Raw genomic sequence first — 25,257 nt, 5'->3', positions numbered from 1 at the left:
TGCTGTAGATTTAAATTGCTTAATTCAGGTTCAACATCTTCCAATTGATCGCATGCGCTACTGCGATGAGAAATGCTCCACTAGAAGTCATCCATACTTCTACATGCGCATCACTAGAGAATCTACCTATAGTAATTAGCAAAAAGCTGGTGCATAGAATCACCACAGGCAACAGACGCCTGTGACGTGAATAATATCCTCTCCCTATGGCGTAGCTAGCGATAACCACACTGATACCAATCATAGTTGCCTCTAGTGCGGGATGGTTCATGTACCCAGCCAACAAGGGCACTAAACTAAGCGCAACAGGCATCAGTAGACAATGCAAGGCACATACAAACGAAGCGATCAATCCTATCCAGTCCGCATGGATTCCTATCAAATATTGTTTCATATAAAATTTATTATTGCAACAATATTGCAATAATAGTAATCACAAACATTATATGCAATATGGTTGCATATAATGTTTGTGATTGGGGGCTTAATGTCAGGGAGAGTGGAAAAGGAAGAGACTTATTACGAAAATTAGGTTGTACAAAGGAGAAGAATGTATAACATTCATACATTCAAAATAATGGAATAAACCAAATAGGTTACTACTCCAAATCTTGTCCTTTCCATTCCAAAAGCCATTTTGTTGAGTATCTCAAATTAGGCTAAGGCTTTTGTCTCCACTTTTTCTTTTCACCCTGTTGCTTTTTGGATTGGATTCGTTTGTTGATGGATGATTTAGAAGGTTTGGTTTTTCGCCTAGCCTTGGGGATATGTAAGGCTTGCTTCAACATTTGTTCCAGCTTGCTAAAGGCCAGTTCCTTGTTTTTCAGTTGAGACTTGTGGCTCTCTGCCACGATGATCAACACACCGTCTTTGGTGAGTTGCCCCTTCATTTTGTAAAGAAGACGCTGTTTTTCTGCTTCTGTCAGACCTGTGGACTCCAATACATTAAACCTTAGCATGACTTTCGATTCTACCTTATTGACGTGCTGTCCACCTGGACCACTACTGCGAGCAGTGGTAACCTTGATTTCGGGCTTGATCCGTGATATGGTGATTCGGTGACTCATTAACTTCAAGTATATCGTAAAACTAAGATTTCCATCCTCTTTCAAGCCTTTCCTGTTATAATTTGTTTCTCTATGTGATGTCATCTTACATCCCTATAATTCCCTCAAAGGGGACAGTTGGCGAGAAGATATAATTTGATTTCAACAGGAGCATTGTTAGTAGATACCAACGCGTTGCTTTTCTATGTAATTTATCTCCCCGTTTAGGAGGTTAAGCAATTGATGTTCAGTGGTAAATGACTATCGGGCAGGTCTCCAAAGACATATCTTCAATCCATCCTAGAGCCCATGTTGAGATTCACTCAAAAGTATTGTTCTATTTGAATTGTTAGCGTTAAAAACAATCGATTGCGTAATTATTGTGATGATTTGTGGAGAGAATGAAAAATTTATATAAAATTTGTTCTTTGGGCAAAATGAAAATGACGTGTTAGAAAAAAATACCACTCTATGTTGAGTGTTCAAACCATGGCATTTGTGACTGATCTATATTGTTTAACGAAAGAAAATTTGTCGCCTGAGGCGGTGTAAACCAAGCATGACATGAAAAATTATCTGAAATTAGGAGTTGTCTTTTCACTTACAGTGTATCTGTCTCTCGCGGCATCATCTGTGCTTTCCGCCAAGGACGCCCACAAGAACCGAGTCATTGTCCTGACGGATATAGAGGCTGACCCAGATGATACGCAGTCTCTGGTACGTCTGCTTTTGTATGCTAATCAGGTTGATATACAAGGAATCATTGCCACAACGTCCTGTTGGTACACTACGAAGGTGAGTCCGAAATCTATTGATAAGGTCATGGAGGCTTATGCTAAGGTGCAGCCCAACCTTCTTAAACACGAAGCGGGTTTTCCAGAAGCTAAGCATCTCTCATCGTTGGTCAAAAGTGGTCTGCCCAAGTATGGCATGAAAGGCGTAGGCAAGGGGATGGATTCGGAAGGGTCGGAATGGATTATCAAGGTGTTAGAGGAGAAAGACGATCGACCACTTTGGATCTCTACCTGGGGTGGTGTCAATACACTGGCACAGGCCTTGTTCAAAATGAAACAGACCAAGTCTGAAAAGGAACTTGCCAGACTGGTTTCCAAACTGAGAGTCTATACGATATCGGATCAGGATGATAGTGGGATCTGGATTAGAAACACCTTTCCAGACTTATTTTACATCGTGAGCCCTGGTGATGACTATGGTAGTGCGACTTGGACCGGTATCAATGCCAGTTATATGAGTGGAGTCGATCACACGACGATTAGCAACGAATGGATAGCAGAGAACCTCCAGCAAAACCATGGAGCACTTGGTGCTATTTATCCTGATGTGGCTTGGGGCGTGGAAGGGGATACACCAGCGTTTCTTTCTCTGATAGCCAATGGACTCAATGATGCCGAGCACCCAGAGTGGGGGGCGTGGGGAGGTCGCTACGAACTGTATCTTCCTGATTTTTCGAAGGTAAAAGAGGGGAGCTCGATCGTAAAGATCGCTCCTGAGACCAGAGCGATATGGACCAATGCCAATGACAAATATACAGCTCATGTTCCCAATGAGTTTGGGCGTACAATTAAGCAAGGAGCTGTGACTTTTGAGGATTTCAAAGTGACACTTTGGCGATGGAGAGATGATTTTCAGAATGATTTTGCAGCACGTATGGACTGGTGTCTATCGACCTACGATGAGGCCAATCATCCACCTGTTCCCGTGTTGACTCATGAAGATCGGTTAACGGTCAAGTCAGGAGAGGGATTCACTTTGGATGCTTTCGATACGACAGACCCTGACGGGGATAGTTTCAGTTTTCATTGGTTTAACTATCCCGAGGCAGGTAGTTACCAGAAGTTGATTCCAGTCAATGGCGCTGAGAATGTTCACATGGCGTATTTTACAGCTCCAGTCGTAGAGCAATCACAAACAGCCCACTTTATAGTCAAAGTAACGGACAGGGGCGAACCTGCCCTGACCAGATACAAAAGAGTGATTGTCACCATAGAACCTAAATAACCCACCATAAATTGCTGCTGGTTTACTTGATGATAAAAATAGAATTATAGTGTATTTGATTTTTCATATTGAATGAAGTGTATAAATTACACTTTGTTAATTCGGCTAAACATTGGATGAATGAAAGACATGAAAACACTACTATGCATGACTGCTGTATGGGTAACCTTTTGGTCCTGCACGCCATCTACTCAGTCCAAGGCAATTCAAAAATTGGAATATTTCTCATTAGAGGATGTTCGATTGTTGGAGAGTCCATTTTTGCATGCACAAGAATTAGACAAGCAATATTTGCTGGAACTGAATGCGGATCGACTTTTGGCTCCCTTTCTAAGAGAGGCAGGATTGAAGCCAAAGGCCGAGAATTATACCAATTGGGAAAATACGGGCTTGGACGGTCATATAGGTGGGCATTATTTGAGTGCACTATCACAGATGTATGCATCTACGGGTGATCAGGAGATAAAGAACAGATTAGACTATATGCTGACTGAACTCAACGCTTGTCAGCAAGCCAATAACAATGGCTATATCGGAGGGGTACCAGATGGAAAGGTAATCTGGAAAGAAATAGCTCAAGGCAATATCAGGGCGGGAGCTTTTGGTCTCAATGATCGTTGGGTTCCTTTGTACAACATCCATAAGACTTACGCAGGTCTGAGAGATGCCTATCTCTATACGGGCAGCATAGAAGCCAAAGGTATGCTGATCAAAATGACCGACTGGATGATTGAAGTAGTCTCACAACTCAGTGATGAACAAATACAAGACATGTTGGTAAGTGAGCATGGGGGACTTAATGAAACTTTTGCAGATGTAGCAGCGATCACAGGAGATAAGAAATATCTGAAACTAGCCAAGCAATTTTCACATCAGGTACTTTTAGCCCCACTCATCAAAGGTGAAGACCATCTGACGGGTATGCATGCCAATACGCAGATACCCAAGGTGATTGGTTTTCAACGAGTGGCGGAGATCAATGGGGACAGCAGTTGGACTCGTGCAGCGCGCTTTTTTTGGGAGCAGGTAGTGAATGATCGCTCGGTCTCCATTGGGGGTAATAGTGCCTATGAGCATTTTCATCCCTCAGATGATTTTAATCGAATGATACAAGGTACGCAAGGGCCAGAAACATGCAACACCTACAATATGCTTCGTTTGACTCGCTCGCTCTATCAAGATTCGCCCAATGCAGATTATATAGACTACTACGAACGAGCGCTTTACAATCACATTTTATCCTCCCAAAATCCCGAAACAGGTGGTTTGGTTTATTTTACACAGATGAGACCGGGACATTATAGAGTCTATTCCCAGCCACAAACTAGTTTTTGGTGCTGCGTAGGTTCGGGGATAGAAAATCATGCGAAATATGGAGAGATGATTTATGCACACACTAAGGAAGCACTGTATGTCAATCTTTTCATTCCGTCGGAGGTCGAGTGGAAAGAGAGAGGAGTGAAAATATTGCAGGAGAATAATTTTCCTCAAGAGGCAGAAACCAAATTGACAATCGCCACTGTTGCTAAGGGAGATTTTACCTTACAACTTAGAAATCCAGAGTGGATTCATGGTGAGTTAGAGGTATGGATCAATGGGACTCTGTTTACTGATTTTGAGGCGAATCAGGGATACCTAGCGTTGCGTCGAGAGTGGAAGGAAGGAGATGAAATACTTGTCAAAATGCCAATGAAGTTGCACACTGAGCAACTGCCTGATGGTTCTAACTATTATTCTTTTTTGTACGGGCCAATCGTTTTAGCTGCCAAGACGAGTAATCTAAATATGCCAGGTTTGAATGCAGATGACAGTAGAGGAGGGCATATAGCCAGTGGTCGAACTATTCCTATTCATGAGATGCCGATACTCTTGAGTGATACTGAGCAGTTGTTGGAAAATGTCGCACCTATACCGGGTAGATCCTTGCAATTTCAATTAACTGGTTTGTATCCTGAAAAATACAACCAAGGATTACAACTAATACCTTTTTATACATTGCATGACGCTCGGTACATGGTTTATTTCCCTCAGGCGAATCAAGATGAATTGGAGGAGATCAAACGCAAGATGTCTGAAAAAGAAGAGGCAGTTCGCCAGCTGGATGCTGTGACGGTGGATATCGTACTGTCAGGACAACAACAACCTGAGTCAGATCATTTTGTTCAGCAGCAGGACACTTGGACGGGGTATATGTATGATGAGCATTATCGTGAGGGGCCTGGATGGTTTAGCTATCAGATGAAAAATCCAGGGATTGAATCTAGTACATTGTATGTTAAGTACTTAGATGTAGATCCGTTGCGTCGGAGTGAGATTTATCTCAATGATCAAAAAGTCGCTGATCTAGATTTAGATGCCAAAAGTAAGGAGCATCTGAATATACTGACCATCGATATACCTGTTGATATTCGAAAAGAGAAGTTGATCACGGTCAAAATCAAAAGCAAAGAAGGAAAATGGATGACTAAAATCGTCGAGGTAAGATTACTGAGTGAGAAGGCTACTCAGTAATGTTCGACTGATGAAGTTTTATTAGGAGTGAATAAGAAATAGTTGTCATAAAAGAAAGAGAGGCTTAAAGTTGTCGCTTTAAGCCTCTCTTTGATGATACAACATTAAATATGATAACTCTTATGCATCTTTTTTGATGATGTAGCCATTTGCTACGATGCGAAATTCTCTGAAAATTTTAGCAGTAGCCAGCTTGATGCTTCTGTCGGAGGTATCTTCTCCCTGAGAGAATACACCAGAAGCATAACCTTGCCAGACGGTTCGTCTTCTTTTCCTATCGAAAAAAGATACGAGCATAGTGCCGTCATACATGTCGTACATCTGGTTATTGTATTCAGCAGTGATACTGTTGCTGGGGTCTTGTACTAGTTTGTCATCCACAAGGAGCCGTTCGCTCCAGTTGTCTGATACCCATTTGTCAAAACTGGGTTGGGCGTACCCTTTCATAGCAAAATTTTCTACAAATATTTTATATGTAATGAGTAGGTCAGGTTTTTCTGCGCTATAGCGATAGCCTTGGGCATGCATACGCGAAGCAATGGTTTTTTCGATTAGGTCTTTGTGGATGAGCGTGTCATTTTCAGCCATGATGATGAAATCAAATGTCTTGTATTTTTTGAATCGACCATTGTAACTATAGTCTGATTCGATGACGAAATCTTTTTGGCTGGAACAGGAAGAAACTAAAACGGAGGCAAGTAGAATGGCGAAAAAGAAGTGTTTTTTCATATTAAATCGGTTTAAGTTCTTGTAAATCAGACATAAGTTAGTTAAAACTAGAGCAAGAGTCAATAGCGGACTGGGGTTGAAATAAAAAAGAAATCTCATGTTTAATTCAAGCGAGTCATTTTGTAGTTTTGTTGAAACATTATTAGAACAAACATGTCCAAAGTATTAATTATAGGTGCAGGAGGAGTCGGTAGAGTAGTGGCTTTCAAGTGTGCACAAAACAGTGCGGTATTTACCGAGGTTTGTCTCGCCAGCCGAACCAAGTCCAAGTGTGATGTTATTGCAGCAGATATCAAAGAGGCTTTTGGCTATAGTATGTCGACTGCACAGGTGGATGCAGACAACGTGCCTGAGCTCGTCACACTGATCAACCAGATCAAACCAGAGCTAGTGATCAATGTGGCACTGCCCTACCAAGATCTAACCATCATGGACGCATGTCTGGAGACGGGTGTCCACTATCTAGATACAGCGAACTATGAGCCGCAGGATGAGGCAAAATTTGAATACAGCTGGCAGTGGGCTTATCAGGACAAATTTAAAGCGGCGGGCCTGACTGCTGTGTTAGGGTGTGGTTTTGATCCGGGAGTGACTAGTATATATACTGCTTATGCAGCCAAGCATCATTTCGATGAGATCGAATACTTAGATATCGTGGATTGTAATGGTGGAGACCATGGTAAAGCATTTGCTACTAACTTCAACCCAGAGATCAACATCCGTGAGGTGACCCAAAAAGGAAAATATTGGGAGAATGGAGATTGGGTAGAGACTGAGCCACACGAGATTAGACAAGAACTCAACTATCCTAATATTGGCGAACGTGCCAGCTACGTGATCTACCATGAGGAGCTAGAGTCTTTGGTTAAAAATTTTCCTTCCCTCAAGCGTGCGAGATTTTGGATGACATTCGGTGATGAGTATTTAACACACTTACGTGTGATTCAAAATATAGGTATGGCGAGCATAGAGCCTATCAACTACGAAGGTAAGGAAATCGTGCCGTTGCAGTTTTTGAAGGCTGTATTGCCTGATCCAGGTAGCCTCGGAGACAACTATGTAGGAGAGACCTCCATCGGCTGTCGTATCAAGGGAAAAAAAGACGGAGAAGAAAAGACCTACTACGTTTACAACAACTGTAAGCATCAGGACGCATTTGACGAGACTGGCGCACAGGGCGTATCCTATACCACGGGAGTACCTGCCATGATAGGTGCTATGATGGTATTGACCAAAAAATGGACAGGAGCAGGTGTATTCAACGTAGAGGAGTTTAATCCAGACCCATTTATGGAGCAGTTGATGACTCAAGGGTTACCTTGGCATGAGCAGCACAACGTGGACTTGGAAGTCCAGTAGGCATGAGTGATGCAAAAATTCCTTCTCCGTGTTTCGTACTCGAAGAAGAAAAACTCATTCGCAACCTCCAGTTGATCCGAAAGGTGAAAGATGCTGCTGGAGTAGATATTATTTTAGCCTTCAAAGGCTTTGCGATGTGGAGTGCGTTTCCTATCGTGAGACAATATATTCAGGGAGCTACGGCTAGCTCTCTGAATGAAGTTCTGCTGTGCAATGAACACATGCGTACCAAGGCGCACACCTACTGTGTGGCTTATGATCAAGAGTCATTTGTACAAATACTCAAGGGGTCTACGCATTTGACTTTCAATTCGCTCAGTCAGTTCCATCACTTTAAAGACCAATGTCAGGATAGCACTGTATCCATTGGCCTACGGATCAATCCCGAACAGTCTGATGTAGAGACGGACTTGTACAACCCCGCTTCGCCCCATTCTCGCCTAGGGATCACCGAATCGGAGTTGAAAGACGGACTGCCCGATGGGGTAGAGGGACTGCATTCGCATGTACTGTGCGAGAGTAGTTCGTATGCACTAGAGGAAGTGCTACAGGCTATAGAGGATAAATTTGGGCATTTATTGCCAGATGCTAAATGGCTTAATCTGGGCGGTGGACACCTCATGACCAGAACTGGATACGATACAGACCATTTGATCAAAATACTCAAAGCCTTCAAGAAGAAGCACGACCTAGAGATTATACTAGAGCCAGGTAGCGCTTTTGCATGGGAGACAGGCTTTCTCAAAACAACTGTACTTGATGTGGTACAGCGCAATGGAGTGCGTACCGCCATCATAGATGCGTCTTTCACTTGCCACATGCCAGACTGTCTAGAGATGCCTTACCGACCTGCGATCGTTGAGGGTGAAAAAGAAGCTGGGGAGTCACCATTCTTGTATCGACTGGGAGGAGTGAGTTGTTTGGCTGGTGATTATCTAGAGGCTTATGGCTTTGATCGAGAGCTGAAAATTGGGGATACCATTACGTTCTTAGATATGATACACTATACGATGGTGAAGACTTCTACCTTTAACGGCGTAGCGCATCCTGCTATAGGTATTTTGAATGTAGATGGAGACTTTGAACTGACCCGTGAGTTTGGTTACGATGACTTCAAAAACCGCCTTTCTTAGCGATTGATAATAATTTTTTGGGTGTTTGTTTGATTACCACTTCTGGTTTTGATCAAATAGACACCATTTTTTATTCCCTCAGTAGTGATTTGAGGGTGTGATCCTGAGCGCAGGACACTTCCAGACAGGTCTATGAGTTGGTACTCGTCTATGTCTCCTTCTATATATATGTAATCCTTAGCTGGGTTAGGGTATACCAGCAGTGATGTAGTAGTTTCTTGTGCACTTGACATGACGATGACATCATTGTCAGCGAAGATGCCGCGTATCATAGGAGATCCTGCTAAGTTCACCCTGTCATTTTGGAACCATTCTTCTCCTATTTTGTAGTACACTTTGTCTGCATTGTCGGTGTTTTTGTCCCAGCCATAAGGGACATAATCATTGGTAAACTGCTCTAGGGAGATGAAGAATTCTCCTGCGGGCAACACGATAGGTGTACTCAGTGTGAAGCGGGAGAATCGGTTGATAGAGTCAGCTAGGCTGACCCTGATCTGAACTCCCCCTTTGGTGTCTGCTACATTTCCTGATAGGGCCGTATAGATTCGTAGATTCAGTGTCGCGACATCAGGTTGTGGGTAGATCTGTGGAAAATAAATGTCAACATGAGTTAGGGTGTCTATTGAAGATAGCGTGTAAGACACAGCTAGTTCTCCAGAACTTTGGTTGATCCCCGCGGCGAATTCTGCAGAGCCATCGTCATAGGCGAGAGTTTCATGGATTTGAAAATAGAATCGTGTGGTGTCGTTGTTTTGGTAGGCGAGATCATCGTCACTGTTGTAAGCCAACTTTGCCTCTAGAAATAGAGAGTCTTGGTTTTGGGAGGGAAGCCAATCCGCCATCGTCATGCTACTTGTAACGTACATCTTATGATCATCCACACCATTCAAAATCAGCTGAGTTGTGCTCTGTGGTGTGTTATAGATGATATTTTGGTTGACGGTATCCGTTATGGTAAGGAGGAACTCTGGATTGTTTTGCCCTGAGAAAAGCGAGTACAACCAAAACTCCGACCCCTTAAATATCGAATCAGGATAAGCGTAAAATTGATCAAATGGGATATTCGAATAGCGGCTAAAAATAGAGGTAGGCTGTGTCGAGATCGCATGATCTTTGATCGATTCCCCAGCTATCACACGCTCTTTGTCCAATAGGATATAATCCACATGCCATGTGTCATAAGGACCCGTTGGATTACCATAACTTTCGATTTTGAATTTGAATCCCTCATGAAATAGCAAAGGGTTATCTATATGGTAGCTGGCTTTTTGGAAGTTGTCAGAGGGTAGGGTAGGGTCACCAGCAATTTTTCCATCAGTTGGGACAATCCATTTTTCGTCATTCGTATAGAACCTTACGATCAACGAGTCATCACTTTGAGGAATCTCACCTAGGCCTTCTTGTTGCCAGTAAAAACTCAAATAGACGTTGTCTCCCTCGTCTAACCCTGACAGGTCTATCGGTTTAGATTCGAGTACATCGGTGATCGTACCTGTAGTCTCTGCACTGTATGGTGTTCCAGTTTGGTCTACACCATCGAATGTCGCCACATTGATGCTCGGCGGTACGATTGCCATGGTGGCATTGATCAGGACATCCTCTTTGGTGAGCCATAGATCACTACTGGCAGTGCCCCATGAAGTCGAAAAATCATCAAAGAATGGCAAGGTCAAAGTGTCACCTGCTGCATGAGTTCTTGCTTGGGTGATAGCGTTAGACTGGCCTCCGTGACCTATAGGTTTCAGCGTGATTTGTGCATGCAGCGTAGGAGATAGCCAAAAAGCGGCTATTCCGATCAATCCTACAATGATGTTTTTTGACTGCATGCTTTGTGTTTTTGTTACTCTGTAATTTCTAGGCTCGGGGTGTTTTCTAACGCCGCTGAATCCACTTCGACCACCCACAGGTCAATGCTTTGGCCTATTCTTGCGCTGAACCCTGCTTTTGGATTTTGTTTAAAGACCTTACCTCCAGAGACTTTTAGTTTGGTGTAGGTTGTTTCGCCATCTTCACCTTCGGTTTCTTTGTTGTACGATCCTTCCTTCTCATAGTAGAGGTCTCCAACTTTCAGGCCATAGCCTCTCAATACAAAGATGGCTTCATCAAGGTTTAGATTTTTCAGATTGAGCATTTGAAAATTCTGATTGCCCAGTCCATCACCTACTTCGAAATCTACTTGTGATCCTTTAGCGATTTCTTTTCCAGGTTCGATGATTTTACCTTCATGGTATTGGTCTAGGATAGTGTTGAGTGCAAAGTCAGGTTTGTAACGAATCTCACCGAGAGACAGTCCTAGACTTCTTAGTTCTAGTTGAGCGTTTTTGAGCGAACGTCCTTTGAGAGAAGGCATCTTAACCACTGGCGGCTTCTTAGCATTGAGAGTGACGTATATTTTTCTATTCTCTTTGACCTTTGCATTGGGCATTGGGAATTGTTTTAGGACCGCCATTGCGGGGTATTTGGCAGAGTAGCCCGAGTCTTTCTCCACTTCGTAGCGTAGGTCTCGATCTTCTAGAAACTCATCAAGATCATCCACCAAGATGCCTTCTAGGTTTGGTACAGAGAGGCTCTCGCCGTGATTGGTCACGAAGGGAAAGTAAATGTTGAAAACGGCATACACCAAAAATATCATGACAACTACAGCGAGTCCAAGGTGGATCAAAAACTGCTTTTTGGTGGTCTTTTTCTTTTCTTCGATTTCTTCCATTGATCTGATGATTGTAAAAGAGCAAATTAATATCTATTTCCTATGTAAGGGAAATTATTTTGAAATAAACATCTAGGTCTTATTTCAAAACAAACTTATTGATAGTTTTGCCCATTATGGCAAATCAAAAAATCAACGTCGGTATTCTCTTTGGAGGAAAGTCAGCAGAACACGAAATCTCACTTCGATCTGCTAAAAATGTCATCGAAGCACTGGATCAGCAGCTTTATCATCCCGTATTGATAGGGATAGGAAAGGATGGCAAATGGCTGTACAATGATACCGCTCAGTTGATCGTCGGTACTGGTGAAGATTTGACTCTTAATGCTGACAGCCATGAAGTAGCACTTGTGCCACATAGCGCAGGTCAGCTTCGTTTCGTAGAGACGGGCAAACTGGCGGAGAAAGTAGATGCGGTGTTCCCGATACTGCACGGGCCATTAGGAGAGGACGGAGCGATGCAGGGATTGCTCAAACTGGCAGACGTGCCTTTCGTAGGGTGTGATGTACTGGGGTCTGCCGTAGGGATGGACAAAGATGTGATGAAGCGTATTCTACGTGATGCGGGTTTGCCGATAGGTAAATACATCGCCCTAAAATCTCATGAGACTCGTCCTACTTTTGAAGAGATCAAAGAACAACTCGGTTTGCCCTGTTTTGTGAAGCCTGCCAATATGGGTTCTTCTGTCGGGATTAATCGTGCCGATACAAAAGAGCAATACCACCAAGCGCTAGACGAGGCATTTGCCTATGATAGAAAAATCGTCATCGAAGAATTCATCGAAGGCCGTGAAATTGAATGTGCGATCTTAGGAAACGAAGAACCTAAGGCATCCATCCCAGGTGAGATTTCGTTTTCGGCGAATTTCTATTCCTATGAGGCCAAATATCTGGACGATCAAGGATACCGCATCGATATCCCCGCTAAGATAACTGACGTGCAGATTGCTCAGATTCAGCAAATATCCATTGATACCTTTAAGGTGCTAGAGTGCGAAGGCTTCTCCAGAGTAGATGTGTTCCTCACCAAAGACAACCGTATACTGGTCAATGAAATCAATACCATTCCCGGTTTTACTAAAATCAGCATGTACCCGAAACTATGGGAAGCGACAGGTCTGACTTACACTAACCTCATCTCAAAACTCATCGATCTATCCATAGATAGACATCAGAAAGTTGCTGGGTTGAGAACCTCTATATGACATGACTGATCAGTAGTAAGGTTGAAGTTCCTGTATCGGTCTTGTTGTCGTAGAATAATCCAGTATTCATAGTACAAAAATATAATACGTCTCTTTGGACGATCAGGTATTACATGACGCTTAGTGTCTCAAGCTTTAATGATTGGTTTTGTGGTATTTTGGATATTCACCCTGTAGTTTCGCATCTTTAGCAATTTCATCCAAAAATGAACAACGAAGAATCGGCTATCAAGACCACCTACTTTAGTATAGCGGGCAATCTCGGTTTGGCTCTGATCAAAGGAGTCGCAGGACTTTTGGGCAATTCTTACGCGTTGATCGCAGACGCACTGGAGTCGACGACAGATGTGTTTTCTTCTATATTGGTCTTGTTAGGATTAAAGTATGCTAAGCGCCCCGCAGACAAAAATCACCCCTATGGTCATGGCAAGATAGAACCTTTGGTAACCTTTATGGTCGTTGGATTTTTGGTCATCTCGGCTGGGATTATTGCCTACGAGAGTATTCTACATATACAGACCCCGCACAAAGTACCCAAGGTATGGACGCTCTATGTACTTGCTGCGATCATCGTCTGGAAGGAAATATCCTATCGCATAGTGATCAAGAAAAGTAAAGAAACCAACAGCTCCTCGCTCCGAGCAGATGCGTGGCACCACCGTAGTGACGCCATTACTTCGGTGACGGCATTTGTAGGGATTGCTATTGCGCTGATATTCGGGCCGGGATACGAGACAGCTGACGATTGGGCTGCACTTTTGGCCTCTGGATTCATATTGTACAATAGCTTCTTGATTTTTCGTCCTGCGCTTGGTGAGATTATGGATGAGCACCGCTATGATGATTTGATTGATGAGATTAGAGGGGTCTCCCTGACGGTCAAAGGAATCAAGGATACAGAAAAGTGCCGCATTAGAAAATCTGGGATGAAGTATCACGTCGATCTGCATGCGATAGTGGATGGAGAATTGACGGTACGGAGAGGACATGATCTCGCCCATGAGTTGCAAGATGCACTGCACGCAGCGATCCCTACGTTGGGGTTGATCTCGATACATGTCGAGCCTACGGCAAGATAGACTTTGGGTCGATCGATACTCCATATCTTGACATGTTAAATTTATCACAAGAAAAACTCTACAATAGTCTGTGGATTGGGCTAAACTCACCTTATTTTTACTTCTGTTGTTAGACTAATTGTATCATTTAAACCTGTTTTATCCTATATGGATCATCTCAAGAATCTAAGACCTATCAAGAAGCTCCTAGTAGCCAACCGAGGGGAAATTGCCATCAGAATATTGCGTGCCGCTAACGAACTCGAAATCCGAACCGTAGCGATGTACACCTATGAGGATCGCTATTCTCTCCATCGATACAAAGCAGACGAAGCGTACCAAATCGGTTCGGATGATGATCCTCTCAAGCCATATTTGGATATCGATGAGATTATCGCAGTAGCCAAGGCCAATGACGTAGACGCTATCCACCCAGGGTATGGTTTCTTGTCAGAGAATGTGACTTTTGTCCGTAAGATTCAAGAAGCGGGAATAATTTTCGTCGGGCCAGACCCAGAAGTGATGGAACGGTTGGGAGACAAAGTAGCTGCGAAGAAAATCGCCATTGCTGCTGAGGTACCTGTGATCGAAGATAGCCAGGAGGATATTACCTCAGTGGAGATCGCCATGAAGGAAGCCAAACGTATTGGTTTCCCAGTGATGGTCAAAGCGGCTGCTGGTGGTGGTGGACGTGGTATGCGTGTAGTACGCGAAGAGTCTAAACTTGCCCAGTCTTTCAGTGAAGCACGGAAAGAAGCTTTGATGGGGTTTGGAGACGATACGATATTCATCGAAAAATTCATTGACAACCCCAAACATATCGAAGTGCAAATCATGGGGGATAGGCATGGCAATTTGATTCACCTCTTTGAGAGAGACTGCTCGGTACAGCGTCGCTTTCAGAAGGTGGTAGAGGTCGCTCCTTGTATTTCGATCAAACAAGAAACCAAAGACAAACTCTATAAATACGCGCTCAATATCACAAAATCTGTGGAGTACAGCAATGTGGGTACGGTAGAGTTTTTGGTGGATCAAGAAGAAAATATCTACTTCATCGAAGTAAATCCACGAGTGCAAGTGGAGCACACAATCACTGAAGAAGTGACGGGTGTTGATATTGTCCGTTCGCAGATATTGATCGCGATGGGACACAAACTTTCCGACAAGGAGATTTTCATCAAGTCACAAGAGGATGTAGAATGTCATGGCTATGCAATCCAGTGCCGTATCACGACAGAGGACCCTGCTAACAACTTTAGTCCAGACTATGGACGCGTGATCGCTTACCGTAGTGCCAGTGGATTTGGGATTCGTCTCGATGCGGGCAACTGCTACTCGGGCGTGAATATCTCACCCTTCTTTGATTCGATGCTGGTGAAGGTGAGCTCATGGGGTAGAACGCTCGAAGGAGCGTCTCAGCGTCTCAGTAGAGCGCTCAAAGAATTTAGAATTCGTGGAGTCAAGACCAATATTGGTTTTGTCAACAAGGTGATCACGCACCCTGAGTTCTACAAAGGGAAAGCAACGGTCAAGTTCATCGAGGAACATCCAGAACTATTTGATATGCCGCGTCGCAAGGATAGCGGTACCAAACTGCTCCGCTACCTCGGCAACATCTCTGTCAATGGGAATCCAGATGTGAAGCGTGTAGATGAGCAAAAAGTCTTTAGAACACCCATCATTCCTGAGTTTGACAAAGCAGGTGCGTACCCTGAGGGTACTAAAGACAAACTCACTGCATTGGGCAGGGAGGGATTTGTGGATTGGTTGAAGAACGATACGAAAATTCACTATACCGACACGACTTTTAGAGACGCGCACCAGTCGCTATTGGCGACTCGTATGCGTACGCAAGATATGCTCAAAGTCGCAGAGGGCTTTGCGAAGAATCACCCGAACATCTTCTCGATGGAAGTGTGGGGTGGAGCGACTTTCGATGTGTGTATGCGTTTCTTGAACGAAAACCCATGGGAGCGATTGAAATTGCTACGAGCGGCTATGCCTAACGTACTGCTCCAGATGCTGTTTAGAGGATCGAATGGTGTGGGCTACAAAGCCTATCCAGACAACCTCGTAGAGAAGTTCATCGAGAAGTCTTGGGAGAATGGTATGGATGTATTCAGGATTTTTGATTCACTCAACTGGATAGAGGCCATGAAGGTCAGTATCAAGGCTGTGACGGAAAGAACAGGTGCGCTGGCTGAAGGGTGTATCTGCTATACAGGGGATGTATTTGAGAACAACTCAAAATACAACTTGGACTACTACCTCACACTCGCTCGTCAGCTCGAAGATGAGGGGGTACACATGTTGGCTATCAAGGATATGGCAGGTCTACTCAAGCCTAAGAGTGCAGAGCTGCTGATCACCGAATTGAAGAAGGCGGTGGATCTACCGATTCACTTGCATACACATGATACATCATCCATACAGTCAACGACTTATCACTCAGCAGTCAATGCAGGGGTGGACGTGGTAGACTTGGCGTTGGGCTCTATGTCAGGGTTGACTTCTCAGCCCAATTTCAACTCCTTCTTACACGTGATGGAAGGGCATGAGAGAGCGCATCAGTTTGATGTGAAATCACTCAACGACTATTCTAATTATTGGGAGGATGTACGTGAGTATTACTACCCGTTCGAGTCTGGATTGAAAGCTGGAAATGCTGAAGTCTACGACCATGAGATCCCAGGAGGACAGTACAGCAACTTACGTCCACAGGCCGAATCGTTGGGCTTGGGAGACAAGTTCCAAGAAGTGAAAAAGAACTACGCCATCGTCAACAAGATGTTTGGAGACCTTGTCAAAGTAACCCCATCTTCTAAGGTGGTCGGTGACATGGCGATTTATATGACCTCTAACAACCTAACTCCAGAGGATGTGATGACCAACAAGTCATTGTCATTCCCAGAGTCGGTAGTGAGTTTGTTCAAAGGAGAGCTTGGTCAGCCGGCAGGTGGCTTCCCTATGGAGCTGTCAAAGGTGATTCTAAAAGGGGAGAAGCCCTTTACCGAGCGTCCCAATGCACATCTCGAGCCAATCGATTTTGATGCAGAGATGAAGGCGTTTCAGGAGGAGTTCGACGAGTACTGTGACGAACTAGACTTCTTGTCATTCAAACTCTACCCCAAAGTATTCAAAGATTTCTACAACAGATGGAAGATGTTTGGCGAGGTGATGAAGTTACCTACAAGAGCTTTCTTCTTTGGATTGAAAGAAAACGAAGAGATTTTGGTAGAGCTGGAAAAAGGAAAGTCTATTATCATCAAGTTTTTATACCAGTCCAAACCAGATGAGTCTGGTCAGTGTGATGTGTATTTTGAGCTCAATGGCCAGACACGAATGATTCGCGTATTGGATCAAAACCAGACTGCTGCTAAGCCTGCACACAAAAAGGCCGAGGGAGACCATGAGATCGGTGCTCCGATCCCAGGTAAGTTGGTTGATATTCGTGTCAAAGTAGGAGACAAAGTGAAGGACAATGATCCGCTATTCGTGATCGAAGCGATGAAGATGGAAACAACTATTACTGCTACAGAAAGTGCAGTAGTAAAGCGTGTTCATTTGACGGCTGGTGATCTCGTAGAATCTAATGATTTAGTGATAGAATTCGAATAAGATAATAATTACACAAAAGGCCTGACCTGTTTCACTCCATAAGGATAGAGATGGGTCAGGCCTTTGTTTTACCCAAAGTATATCAATATGAAAATGAAGAATGTAGCCATAGTTCTAATCGTATTATCTGCATGTAACACACCAAAACCAGAAGCAGTGAGTGTGGAGTTTAATGATTTGAAAGCAGAAGTGATTACCATACACGATGAGGCTATGGCCGAGATGGGGACTATCATGCGTCTTAAAAAGGAGTTGGCCGCAGAGCTAGATAGCACAGCTATAGATAGTACTGCTGTGGTCGCGATAGAGGATTTAGAGGCTGCACATGAGGGTATGATGGTTTGGATGAGAGGGTTCTCTGACGCATTTACAGGCGAAGAATTGCTCAACGGATTACCCGAACAGTTTGACACGGAAGAAGCTAAAGCTGAGGCAGAACAAAAACTTGACGCACTTAAAGCACAAGAGGCTAGTGTTAAAAAAATGAATGAAATGATAAAAAATAGCATCTCTCAGGCGAAAGCTACGTTACAGGGGAAGTAAATAACATCACTCGCCTGAGTGGTACACGATTTGATTAAAAAAACATTTTACATGCTATTAACGATTATTGGCTCATCAATCGCCCTATTGGCTATTGGTGGGTTTTTATTTGTCCAATTTAGCCCTGAGTTTGGTGGCAAGGCCGGCAAAACAGACTTAGAAAAATATGCCCAGTTGGATCACTATGAGAATGGTTCGTTTGTCAATTTGATTCCCACTTCGATGGATATGGGATTTAAATCCTTTGTTAGTATTCTCAGAGATCAGTTCAAAAATGATCCTAAGCGTGCACCCGTTCCTAAACTCCACACGGGCAAACTGGACTCTTTAGATATAGTAGGGAATGAAAAGACAAGAGTTACTTGGTTTGGGCATTCGGCCTTATTGTTAGAGATAGATGAGGCTAAGATCATGATTGATCCGATGCTAGGGGATGTTCCCGCTCCACATCCATGGTTGGGCAAAAGTCGATTTGTGGATGATTTACCGATAGCCATCGAAAAACTACCGCACCTAGATGCAGTTATTATTTCTCATGATCATTACGATCATTTGGACTATGGTTCTATCAAAAAGCTGAAAGACAAAGTGGACAGATTCTATGTCCCGCTTGGAGTTGATAAACATCTCGTCGCTTGGGGAGTAGAGCCCGCTCGGATTGAAGCCTTAGATTGGTGGGACGAAACTAAACTGAATGATATTCATTTGGCTTTCACGCCATCGCGTCATTTTTCCGGTAGAGGGCTAACTGATCGCAATGCCTCTCTCTGGGGGTCTTGGGTGATCAAGGGAAAAGAAGATAACATCTACTTTAGTGGAGATGGTGGATATGGACCTCACTTCAAAGAAATAGGAGAGAAGTATGGTCCTTTTGACTTTGCGATGGTAGAGTGTGGGCAGTATGATCCGCGTTGGAGCCAAATCCACATGATGCCAGAGGAAAGCGTAATGGCTGGCCAAGATGTGCAAGCTAAAGTAATCATGCCGATTCACTGGGGAGCTTTTGTGTTGGCGTTTCATGACTGGAGAGATCCTGTGCAACGGGCTGAGAAAAAGGCCATAGAGCTGGGCATACCGCTGATAGCACCTCAGATTGGCTTACCCTTTACGATGGACTCTTTACAAACGGATTTTCCTCGCTGGTGGGATCAGGCAAAAGCCTTAAATTAGCCAGATGAAGAAATTGATTTTCCTTTTCATCGTATTATGGGTGGGAGGTAGTGCTAGTCTCCTTGCTCAAAACGACCAAGTCGTGTTATCCGAAACCATTACTTGGTTGGAAAGGAAAATCAATATCACTTATTTCAATGCACAAACCAATGAATGGTGGAGCAACCGTTTCTTTTACAATTCAGAAACAGGTGTCATTAATATCAAAAATACTTCATCGGATGTACCGTCCTTTCTGAATAGAAAGAGCTACTATGATCGCAAAGTATTGCTGTCGGATCTGGATGCCAGTAGCATCAAGGTACATGATGTGAATGAAGATCAGGGACGCATCGTCTATGGTCAAGTGGTTCAGGTAAATGTCATCGGCAATCAAAAAAAGATACAGCGTATCAAGAATGATAGACCGTCATTCAACGAATTCTTTCTCCAAATACCTGTCCCACATACTTATGACAGCCTTCATGTCACAGCTGACTCTATCAAAGTTAAGTTGGCCTTGGCGATAGAACTATCCTCCAAGATCAAACCGACAGACGATGAAGAGCAGAATGCCCATACGGTGTTGTCCATGCTGCATGGAGAGTTCAAAGGCACAGATGAGACGGTCATTCGTTTTACACGAATTCAGGATAATGCTTTCGAGATCGAACAAAAGAACGGAGATCAGTATGTGAAAGAAGGTTTGATTGGCTTTGATGAAGTCAACAATAACTTCTACCAATGGACCATCAACAAGGGACAGCGTGAGCGGCTGACATTAGCAATCAAATCAACCGAAAAAGTATATCTAGAAAGTTCTGATGGTGGTTATACGATCAGTATCCATGGCACAAATCACTTCTCTATTACAGAGGATGGAGTTCATGCCGACTTTTATAGACAGGAGGATTGACAAAGAAGCTAGTTGAGTAGCTGCTTTATTACATTCATTAGTTTAGACTCTTCAAATACCCAGAGCGCTTGTGCGCTAGGCGTAGCAGGCTGTTGTTTTACTTCTGTTAAGAAAGCTAGTGTCTTTTCTCTCTCAGGTTTATTGAAGTCCAAAGCCAAACCTTTCCCTTCTGCTTGGATGAAAGGTGACCAATAGCTACCCGTTTCGTACAACATCGCTAGTCCATTGGCAGCATATTCATAAACTTTGGTGGGCATACAATGGACATTGCTAGGGTTGGTGCGATAACTAACGACCCCTACATCTGCTCTCGATATAGCGGCTTGAATCTCACGGTATGGCAATGGGGTTAGGGAGATGTTTAGACTCAGCCATTGGTGGCCTATTTGCAATAACTCTTCGTACAAGGTTCTATTCGAACAGTGCCCGATTACTTCCAAATGTAGATGCGGTTGGTTCAAAATTTTGACCAGCTCGATCGCTGTCTTGACGCCTGTATTTTCTGAAATCGTCCCACTAAAAAGCAGTCTTGTTTCCTTTGTTTTTCCCTCTCTAATGATAGGTGTTGTATCGGGTTTTAGTGCTTTGTTTTCTAAGACCGTATATCGATTTCTCAAAAAAGGAAGTTCGTTGGCGTAGCACTTTTCTGCTAAGATAAAGTGCGAGATGAAAGGTGCGGATGCAGTTTCAATCAGCCGAATCCCCCAGGCGAACAGATGTTTGACTACAGGAGGGTAGATCTGTTGGTGCCATAGGTTTCTGTAGTAGTTTTCTTGGATATCATAGACGGTTTTCGTACCAAATATTATTTGGCACACAATTGTAACTGGCAGTAATTCAGGGGAGTTAATGATTGCTAGTTTCGGTCTCAGTTTAAGTAGTTTTTTAAAGACTACCCAAGGCTGAATAAATCTAGGAAGACTTAATCTACTATAGTTTTTAGAGGTGTGGAAGATGATGGTTTCACTCGTGGAATGTTGTGCTTTGGATGGATACCCGATCAGGTGGATGGGGAGTGGACATGACTTAGCAATTGATTTGGCCAGCTTATGATAGGAGCGGATATCGTCTACGGGTTTGAGCAGGGAAATGATTGCTATTTTTTCCTTCGGCATGAAATCAAATGTATGTAATATTGCGGAGCTTTTACCCGCTAATGATACTTAGTCACTTTTTAAATTTAATACCAAAGATAAGATGGAAGACATCAAGAAACTAGTAGAGGATACTTGGGAAGACAGATCGAAATTGAGCCAGCCAGAAGTGGTGCAGGCTATAGAATATGTAATCGAAGAATTGGACAAAGGTAGATTGAGAACTGCCGAGCCTACTGCAGACGGATGGCAAGTCAATGACTGGGTAAAGAAAGCGGTGATTATGTATTTCCCATTGAGAAAAATGGAGAAGATAGAGGTTGGGCCATTTGAGTTTCATGATAAAATGGCGCTCAAAAAAGACTATGACAAGCTCGGTGTTCGTGTAGTCCCTCACGCAGTAGCAAGATATGGCGCATACATCTCGGCGGGTACGATATTGATGCCTTCGTATGTCAACATCGGTGCGTATGTCGACGAAGGAACGATGGTCGATACATGGGCTACTGTAGGTAGCTGTGCACAGATTGGCAAGAATGTTCACCTCAGTGGTGGTGTAGGAATCGGCGGTGTACTAGAACCAGTTCAGGCATCTCCTGTGATCATCGAGGACAATGCCTTCATCGGGTCACGATGCATCGTAGTAGAAGGTGTGAGAGTAGGAAAAGAAGCTGTACTAGGATCAGGAGTCAACTTGACGATGAGTTCGAAAGTGATCGATGTGACGGGTGACGAACCTGTGGAGTACAAAGGCTATGTACCTGAGCGTTCTGTAGTGATTCCAGGTTCTTATGCCAAGAAATTTCCTGCTGGCGAATACAACGTTCCGTGTGCAATCATCATTGGTAAAAGAAAAGAGAGTACTGACAAAAAGACCTCTCTCAATGATGCACTACGTGACAACAGTGTAGCTGTCTAACAACATATTATGAAGCAATTTCTAAGTCTAATTCTCCTGTTCTCAAGTCTGTTTGCTGTGGCTTCTGAAAAAGTTACATTCAAAGCAGCGGATGGAGTCGAGGTGGTGGCGGACTTACACATGTCTCATCCCAAATCTGCTCCTCTGATTGTCCTGTTTCATCAGGCAGGGTGGAGTAGAGGAGAGTACTTGGAAATTGCTCCTACCCTGAACCGACTAGGGTATAATTGCCTAGCAGTTGATCTACGCTCCGGCAATCTCGTCAATGGCATCCGCAACGAAACCCATCAACATGCCAAAGCCCAGATGCGTCAGACACGCTATGTGGATGCTCATCAAGACATAGAAGCAGCGGTCAGCTACGCAAAGAGCCTCACTACGGGCAAGCTATTGATATGGGGTAGTAGCTATTCCTCAGCATTAGTGATCAAATATGCCGGAGACAACCCAGATGTGATACAAGCAGTATTATCATTTTCTCCTGGAGAGTATTTCCGTTCGCAAGGCAAACCCGAGGATTGGATTACCCAAAGCGCTAAGCAGATCACGTGTCCCGTATTTATCACTTCAGCCCGCAATGAAAAACCGAATTGGGAAGCCATATATGAAGCGATTCCAGTGGATGGGAAGATGAATTTCTTGCCTGAGACTTTAGGCAACCACGGGTCAAGTGCTTTGTGGGTGCGCTACGATGACCATGAAGCGTATTGGACAGCAGTAGTTTCTTTTCTGAAGTCCCTTGAAAAGTAGATAGCGGGGGATATCTAGTCTGTCTTATTCTTTGGCCGATGAGATGATGTTCATATTCTCTACTCTACTCTGAATACTCGTAAAAGTGCCATCCATGGCAGCCAGTCTTTTTAGGTGGTGAAGACTATCAGGGTCTACATTCTGCATCATCTGGCTTACTACTTTCTTTCCATCTACCGATGCGTTGTATGCCTCTATATAATTCTTTGATACTTTGTAGTTGTATTTGGTGCTATATACACAATTGTAAAGGTGTAGTTCAGAAAGTGTCGTCTCGCCCGTAGCATTATACACATCTCTGCTTCTTTTGAACTCCAACATAGCCAAATCCTCTTCACCCCCCCCTCTGGTCGTAGGTTAAGCGCTAGCGGTTCTACGACCCCAAACGTAGAAGGGCGTCCGCCCGTTGTTGATGTTTTTCAGGATGTAGGGTAGAAGCGATGCGAGATCAGCTATGTGTAATCGAGTGGATGCTCTTTTGATGCATAGGTCGTAGCGGACGCTACGACCAGAGGGGTATATGCCCGATATGTTTGATTTTAACAATTTCCGAGACATAGTTGCACCTCGGGCCACAGGTGCTATTGAACCATATAATATTGAATTTCAGATCGCTTTGACTTACTTTACATGGGGAATAGGAAGTGGTGTAGTCAGAGGTGCAGGTTTTGTAGATGATGCTGCTAGGACAAGTACGAAAGCGGTAACTAGTTATTATCCAAAGAATAGTGGAGCATTAGGTAAATGGTCAACTGAATATTTAATGCCTGGAACCAAGATTGATAGATTTGGTAGTGGTTTTGGGAAGTATTTTTCACCGCACGGTACTCCTATGAATATGAGGGCTTTGCCTCCTGGTAATACTGGTGCTTACAATGCATTTCAGGTTGTTAAACCTTTTCCAGTTCAATCATCAACGATTGCACCAGCTTTTAATAAGATTGGTTTAGGGACACAATATTTATCACCTGTAAATATGAATACTCTTTTGAAACGAGGGATAATTGTACCATTGAAATAATTTGACATGAATAAGAAAGAGCTTCAAACTAAATTAGATTTACTTGGTGTTGCTTCTCAAGCATATTCATTAGAAGGAGAGCTTGTGCCTGACAATATCATTTTATATAACTCGTATCATAAATGGGAAGTGTTCTACCTTGATGAAAGAGGTGGTAGAAATGATGAAAAAGAATTTGATTCTGAAAGTGAAGCTTGTGAGCACATTTACAAGCTCTTTAAAGAATCACAAGCGATAGAAGATAAATATTTGAAATGAAATCAAAGCCATCCTACGGGGTGGCTTTTTTATTTTGAATAAGCCCTACTTGTTTTGAAGTCTCTTAGGTAGGCATCCATCACGTTAAAGAGTTCTATTTTTTTATCCTCAGGGAGCTTGGCAATATCTTCCATACGTTCCAGTATGTTGGTGTCTTTTACAATCAATGAAGATTTACCAACGAGGAAATCAAGACTAACCGCTAATGCAACCCCTCTGGTCGTAGGTTAAGCGCTAGCGGTTCTACGACCCCAAACGTAGAAGGGCGTCCGCCCGTTGTTGATGTTTTTCAGGATGTAGGGTAGAAGCGATGCGAGATCAGCTATGTGTAATCGAGTGGATGCTCTTTTGATGCATAGGTCGTAGCGGACGCTACGACCAGAGGGAGGTTTGAAATTTGAAATTGGTAGGGTATATATTGGGAATGAATATAAGCATTACATTACCTTGGGTCCATCAATTGGTGTAGATGCATCCATTGGTGTAATTGGTGGTGTGCATCAAAATAAGAATAGTCTTAAAGCAATAAATTTCGCAGATCTGAATGGATGGTCAGGAAGCCATAATATTGGTGTTTTGTCAGGAGATATATCTTTTGGACGAAATAATAAGGGTAATAAGCCATTTCTTCCATACTGGATGGCAGATGCAGCAAATCTTACTAATAATAACTCAAAGGATTCATATATTTCTGGAGGGTTTGGTGGTTCTATAGGTTCTCCAGTTGGATATACCTATAATTTTGAATACACTAGAGTTTTTACATTTTCAGGCATATATAATTCTATATTTTAATTATAGTAACAATGATTTTTAATAAGCCAATAATAATTTGTTTTTCACTTTTAGCTTTCAGCTGTTTTGATCATCGTGCTAAAAATAGTAGTTGTAGAGAAACAAAAAAAATGTTAGAACAGTCAATAGAAGGAAAGATACTTGAAGTTTATAAAAGTGATTTTAATTTGGCAGAGACCATTATGTATCTTAATGAAGGAGATACAATTAAATCATTAATGTTTGTAAATGAACGATCAGGTGTTTTTGAAACATTGCGCTCAGGAGATGATATTTTTAAAGTAAAGGGGTCTTTGAATTTTAGTTGGACTAGATACGGAAAGACTGAATATATAAGACTGGATTATGGTTGTAATGACAATGTGAAAAAGAGAGTTGTAAACTGAGGATACTTATCTAGGCGTAGATTTAATCTACCCCCTCTGGT

At 43.2% G+C, this 25,257-nt stretch carries 23 protein-coding genes; 16 read left to right on the top strand and 7 right to left on the bottom strand.

The window, feature by feature from the left end:
- Positions 1-19: 19 nt before the first annotated feature.
- On the bottom strand, positions 20-394 hold the full coding sequence (locus tag BGP76_RS06425; RefSeq protein ID WP_119844023.1) for a MerC domain-containing protein: 375 nt from the start codon (positions 392-394) through the stop codon (positions 20-22).
- A 265-nt stretch (positions 395-659) separates the two neighbouring features.
- The gene (arfB, locus tag BGP76_RS06420) at positions 660-1,067 is read right to left on the bottom strand and encodes an alternative ribosome rescue aminoacyl-tRNA hydrolase ArfB (RefSeq protein ID WP_119844335.1); all 408 of its coding nucleotides are present in this window, start codon (positions 1,065-1,067) and stop codon (positions 660-662) included.
- 543 nt (positions 1,068-1,610) lie between these two features.
- On the opposite strand from arfB, the gene BGP76_RS06415 reads away from it, so the two are divergent.
- Together BGP76_RS06415 and BGP76_RS06410 are read left to right on the top strand one after the other, a co-directional pair.
- Entirely contained in the window at positions 1,611-3,065 is a 1,455-nt protein-coding gene (locus BGP76_RS06415) for a DUF1593 domain-containing protein (protein WP_119844022.1), read from the top strand.
- A gap of 120 nt (positions 3,066-3,185) precedes the next feature.
- On the top strand, positions 3,186-5,576 hold the full coding sequence (locus BGP76_RS06410; RefSeq protein WP_119844021.1) for a glycoside hydrolase family 127 protein: 2,391 nt from the start codon (positions 3,186-3,188) through the stop codon (positions 5,574-5,576).
- Between the two features lie 120 nt (positions 5,577-5,696).
- On the opposite strand, the gene BGP76_RS06405 is transcribed toward BGP76_RS06410, so the two are convergent.
- Positions 5,697-6,305: a DUF4136 domain-containing protein gene (locus tag BGP76_RS06405; RefSeq protein ID WP_073123019.1), complete on the bottom strand. Its 609-nt coding sequence runs from the start codon at positions 6,303-6,305 to the stop codon at positions 5,697-5,699.
- 153 nt (positions 6,306-6,458) lie between these two features.
- Between BGP76_RS06405 and BGP76_RS06400 the strand changes: the two genes are divergently transcribed.
- Positions 6,459-7,664, top strand: coding sequence for a saccharopine dehydrogenase family protein (locus BGP76_RS06400; protein ID WP_119844020.1), 1,206 nt, complete (start codon positions 6,459-6,461; stop codon positions 7,662-7,664).
- 2 nt (positions 7,665-7,666) lie between these two features.
- Complete coding sequence (gene nspC, locus BGP76_RS06395) at positions 7,667-8,797, top strand: carboxynorspermidine decarboxylase (RefSeq protein ID WP_119844019.1); 1,131 nt, start codon at positions 7,667-7,669, stop codon at positions 8,795-8,797.
- Here the strand turns inward: nspC and BGP76_RS06390 are convergent.
- Positions 8,794-10,623 (bottom strand): T9SS type A sorting domain-containing protein, encoded by a 1,830-nt coding sequence (locus BGP76_RS06390; protein WP_119844018.1) that lies wholly within the window; start codon positions 10,621-10,623, stop codon positions 8,794-8,796. The two genes, nspC and BGP76_RS06390, sit on opposite strands and share 4 nt — an antisense overlap.
- Before the next feature lie 14 nt (positions 10,624-10,637).
- Entirely contained in the window at positions 10,638-11,504 is an 867-nt protein-coding gene (locus BGP76_RS06385; protein ID WP_119844017.1) for a PASTA domain-containing protein, read from the bottom strand.
- Positions 11,505-11,620: 116 nt separating this feature from the next.
- On the opposite strand from BGP76_RS06385, the gene ddlA reads away from it, so the two are divergent.
- The 6 genes from ddlA (at position 11,621) to BGP76_RS06355 (ending at position 19,993) form a co-directional block, all read left to right on the top strand.
- Positions 11,621-12,709, top strand: a complete 1,089-nt coding sequence (ddlA, locus tag BGP76_RS06380; RefSeq protein WP_119844016.1) for a D-alanine--D-alanine ligase — start codon at positions 11,621-11,623, stop codon at positions 12,707-12,709.
- A 206-nt stretch (positions 12,710-12,915) separates the two neighbouring features.
- Entirely contained in the window at positions 12,916-13,788 is an 873-nt protein-coding gene (locus BGP76_RS06375) for a cation diffusion facilitator family transporter (RefSeq protein ID WP_119844015.1), read from the top strand.
- A gap of 147 nt (positions 13,789-13,935) precedes the next feature.
- Positions 13,936-17,385: a pyruvate carboxylase gene (locus BGP76_RS06370; protein WP_119844014.1), complete on the top strand. Its 3,450-nt coding sequence runs from the start codon at positions 13,936-13,938 to the stop codon at positions 17,383-17,385.
- A gap of 87 nt (positions 17,386-17,472) precedes the next feature.
- Positions 17,473-17,928 (top strand): hypothetical protein, encoded by a 456-nt coding sequence (locus BGP76_RS06365; RefSeq protein ID WP_073123003.1) that lies wholly within the window; start codon positions 17,473-17,475, stop codon positions 17,926-17,928.
- A gap of 51 nt (positions 17,929-17,979) precedes the next feature.
- Positions 17,980-19,098 (top strand): MBL fold metallo-hydrolase, encoded by a 1,119-nt coding sequence (locus BGP76_RS06360; RefSeq protein WP_119844013.1) that lies wholly within the window; start codon positions 17,980-17,982, stop codon positions 19,096-19,098.
- Positions 19,099-19,102: 4 nt separating this feature from the next.
- Complete coding sequence (locus BGP76_RS06355) at positions 19,103-19,993, top strand: hypothetical protein (RefSeq protein WP_119844012.1); 891 nt, start codon at positions 19,103-19,105, stop codon at positions 19,991-19,993.
- Between the two features lie 8 nt (positions 19,994-20,001).
- Here the strand turns inward: BGP76_RS06355 and BGP76_RS06350 are convergent, their stop codons facing one another.
- On the bottom strand, positions 20,002-21,108 hold the full coding sequence (locus BGP76_RS06350) for a hypothetical protein (RefSeq protein WP_119844011.1): 1,107 nt from the start codon (positions 21,106-21,108) through the stop codon (positions 20,002-20,004).
- Positions 21,109-21,190: 82 nt separating this feature from the next.
- Between BGP76_RS06350 and BGP76_RS06345 the strand changes: the two genes are divergently transcribed.
- Positions 21,191-22,006: a 2,3,4,5-tetrahydropyridine-2,6-dicarboxylate N-succinyltransferase gene (locus BGP76_RS06345; protein WP_073122996.1), complete on the top strand. Its 816-nt coding sequence runs from the start codon at positions 21,191-21,193 to the stop codon at positions 22,004-22,006.
- 9 nt (positions 22,007-22,015) lie between these two features.
- A complete protein-coding gene (locus tag BGP76_RS06340; protein WP_084190548.1) occupies positions 22,016-22,756 on the top strand; it encodes an alpha/beta hydrolase in 741 nt (246 codons plus the stop codon).
- 24 nt (positions 22,757-22,780) lie between these two features.
- Here the strand turns inward: BGP76_RS06340 and BGP76_RS06335 are convergent, their stop codons facing one another.
- Complete coding sequence (locus BGP76_RS06335) at positions 22,781-23,077, bottom strand: hypothetical protein (RefSeq protein ID WP_119844010.1); 297 nt, start codon at positions 23,075-23,077, stop codon at positions 22,781-22,783.
- A 199-nt stretch (positions 23,078-23,276) separates the two neighbouring features.
- Between BGP76_RS06335 and BGP76_RS06330 the strand changes: the two genes are divergently transcribed.
- The 4 genes from BGP76_RS06330 to BGP76_RS06315 all read left to right on the top strand — a co-directional run bounded on the left by BGP76_RS06330 (position 23,277) and on the right by BGP76_RS06315 (position 25,216).
- Positions 23,277-23,777 (top strand): TNT domain-containing protein, encoded by a 501-nt coding sequence (locus tag BGP76_RS06330; protein ID WP_119844009.1) that lies wholly within the window; start codon positions 23,277-23,279, stop codon positions 23,775-23,777.
- A 6-nt stretch (positions 23,778-23,783) separates the two neighbouring features.
- Entirely contained in the window at positions 23,784-24,035 is a 252-nt protein-coding gene (locus tag BGP76_RS06325; RefSeq protein WP_119844008.1) for a hypothetical protein, read from the top strand.
- A 390-nt stretch (positions 24,036-24,425) separates the two neighbouring features.
- Entirely contained in the window at positions 24,426-24,830 is a 405-nt protein-coding gene (locus BGP76_RS06320) for a hypothetical protein (RefSeq protein WP_119844007.1), read from the top strand.
- Between the two features lie 11 nt (positions 24,831-24,841).
- Entirely contained in the window at positions 24,842-25,216 is a 375-nt protein-coding gene (locus BGP76_RS06315) for a hypothetical protein (protein WP_119844006.1), read from the top strand.
- Positions 25,217-25,257: the final 41 nt, after the last annotated feature.

The organism is Reichenbachiella sp. MSK19-1 (assembly GCF_003590315.1).
In the GTDB taxonomy this organism is placed as follows: Bacteria; Bacteroidota; Bacteroidia; order Cytophagales; family Cyclobacteriaceae; genus Reichenbachiella; species Reichenbachiella agariperforans.
Note: the sequence above shows the minus strand (reverse complement) of the source record. Positions and strands in the feature narration are given on the sequence as shown.

Coding starts and splice junctions, on each gene's coding strand:
- BGP76_RS06425 (WP_119844023.1), bottom strand. CDS start 394: ATGAAACAATATTTGATAGGAATCCATGCGGACTGGATAGGATTGATC.
- arfB (WP_119844335.1), bottom strand. CDS start 1,067: ATGAGTCACCGAATCACCATATCACGGATCAAGCCCGAAATCAAGGTT.
- BGP76_RS06415 (WP_119844022.1), top strand. CDS start 1,611: ATGAAAAATTATCTGAAATTAGGAGTTGTCTTTTCACTTACAGTGTAT.
- BGP76_RS06410 (WP_119844021.1), top strand. CDS start 3,186: ATGAAAGACATGAAAACACTACTATGCATGACTGCTGTATGGGTAACC.
- BGP76_RS06405 (WP_073123019.1), bottom strand. CDS start 6,305: ATGAAAAAACACTTCTTTTTCGCCATTCTACTTGCCTCCGTTTTAGTT.
- BGP76_RS06400 (WP_119844020.1), top strand. CDS start 6,459: ATGTCCAAAGTATTAATTATAGGTGCAGGAGGAGTCGGTAGAGTAGTG.
- nspC (WP_119844019.1), top strand. CDS start 7,667: ATGAGTGATGCAAAAATTCCTTCTCCGTGTTTCGTACTCGAAGAAGAA.
- BGP76_RS06390 (WP_119844018.1), bottom strand. CDS start 10,623: ATGCAGTCAAAAAACATCATTGTAGGATTGATCGGAATAGCCGCTTTT.
- BGP76_RS06385 (WP_119844017.1), bottom strand. CDS start 11,504: ATGGAAGAAATCGAAGAAAAGAAAAAGACCACCAAAAAGCAGTTTTTG.
- ddlA (WP_119844016.1), top strand. CDS start 11,621: ATGGCAAATCAAAAAATCAACGTCGGTATTCTCTTTGGAGGAAAGTCA.
- BGP76_RS06375 (WP_119844015.1), top strand. CDS start 12,916: ATGAACAACGAAGAATCGGCTATCAAGACCACCTACTTTAGTATAGCG.
- BGP76_RS06370 (WP_119844014.1), top strand. CDS start 13,936: ATGGATCATCTCAAGAATCTAAGACCTATCAAGAAGCTCCTAGTAGCC.
- BGP76_RS06365 (WP_073123003.1), top strand. CDS start 17,473: ATGAAAATGAAGAATGTAGCCATAGTTCTAATCGTATTATCTGCATGT.
- BGP76_RS06360 (WP_119844013.1), top strand. CDS start 17,980: ATGCTATTAACGATTATTGGCTCATCAATCGCCCTATTGGCTATTGGT.
- BGP76_RS06355 (WP_119844012.1), top strand. CDS start 19,103: ATGAAGAAATTGATTTTCCTTTTCATCGTATTATGGGTGGGAGGTAGT.
- BGP76_RS06350 (WP_119844011.1), bottom strand. CDS start 21,108: ATGCCGAAGGAAAAAATAGCAATCATTTCCCTGCTCAAACCCGTAGAC.
- BGP76_RS06345 (WP_073122996.1), top strand. CDS start 21,191: ATGGAAGACATCAAGAAACTAGTAGAGGATACTTGGGAAGACAGATCG.
- BGP76_RS06340 (WP_084190548.1), top strand. CDS start 22,016: ATGAAGCAATTTCTAAGTCTAATTCTCCTGTTCTCAAGTCTGTTTGCT.
- BGP76_RS06335 (WP_119844010.1), bottom strand. CDS start 23,077: ATGTTGGAGTTCAAAAGAAGCAGAGATGTGTATAATGCTACGGGCGAG.
- BGP76_RS06330 (WP_119844009.1), top strand. CDS start 23,277: ATGCCCGATATGTTTGATTTTAACAATTTCCGAGACATAGTTGCACCT.
- BGP76_RS06325 (WP_119844008.1), top strand. CDS start 23,784: ATGAATAAGAAAGAGCTTCAAACTAAATTAGATTTACTTGGTGTTGCT.
- BGP76_RS06315 (WP_119844006.1), top strand. CDS start 24,842: ATGATTTTTAATAAGCCAATAATAATTTGTTTTTCACTTTTAGCTTTC.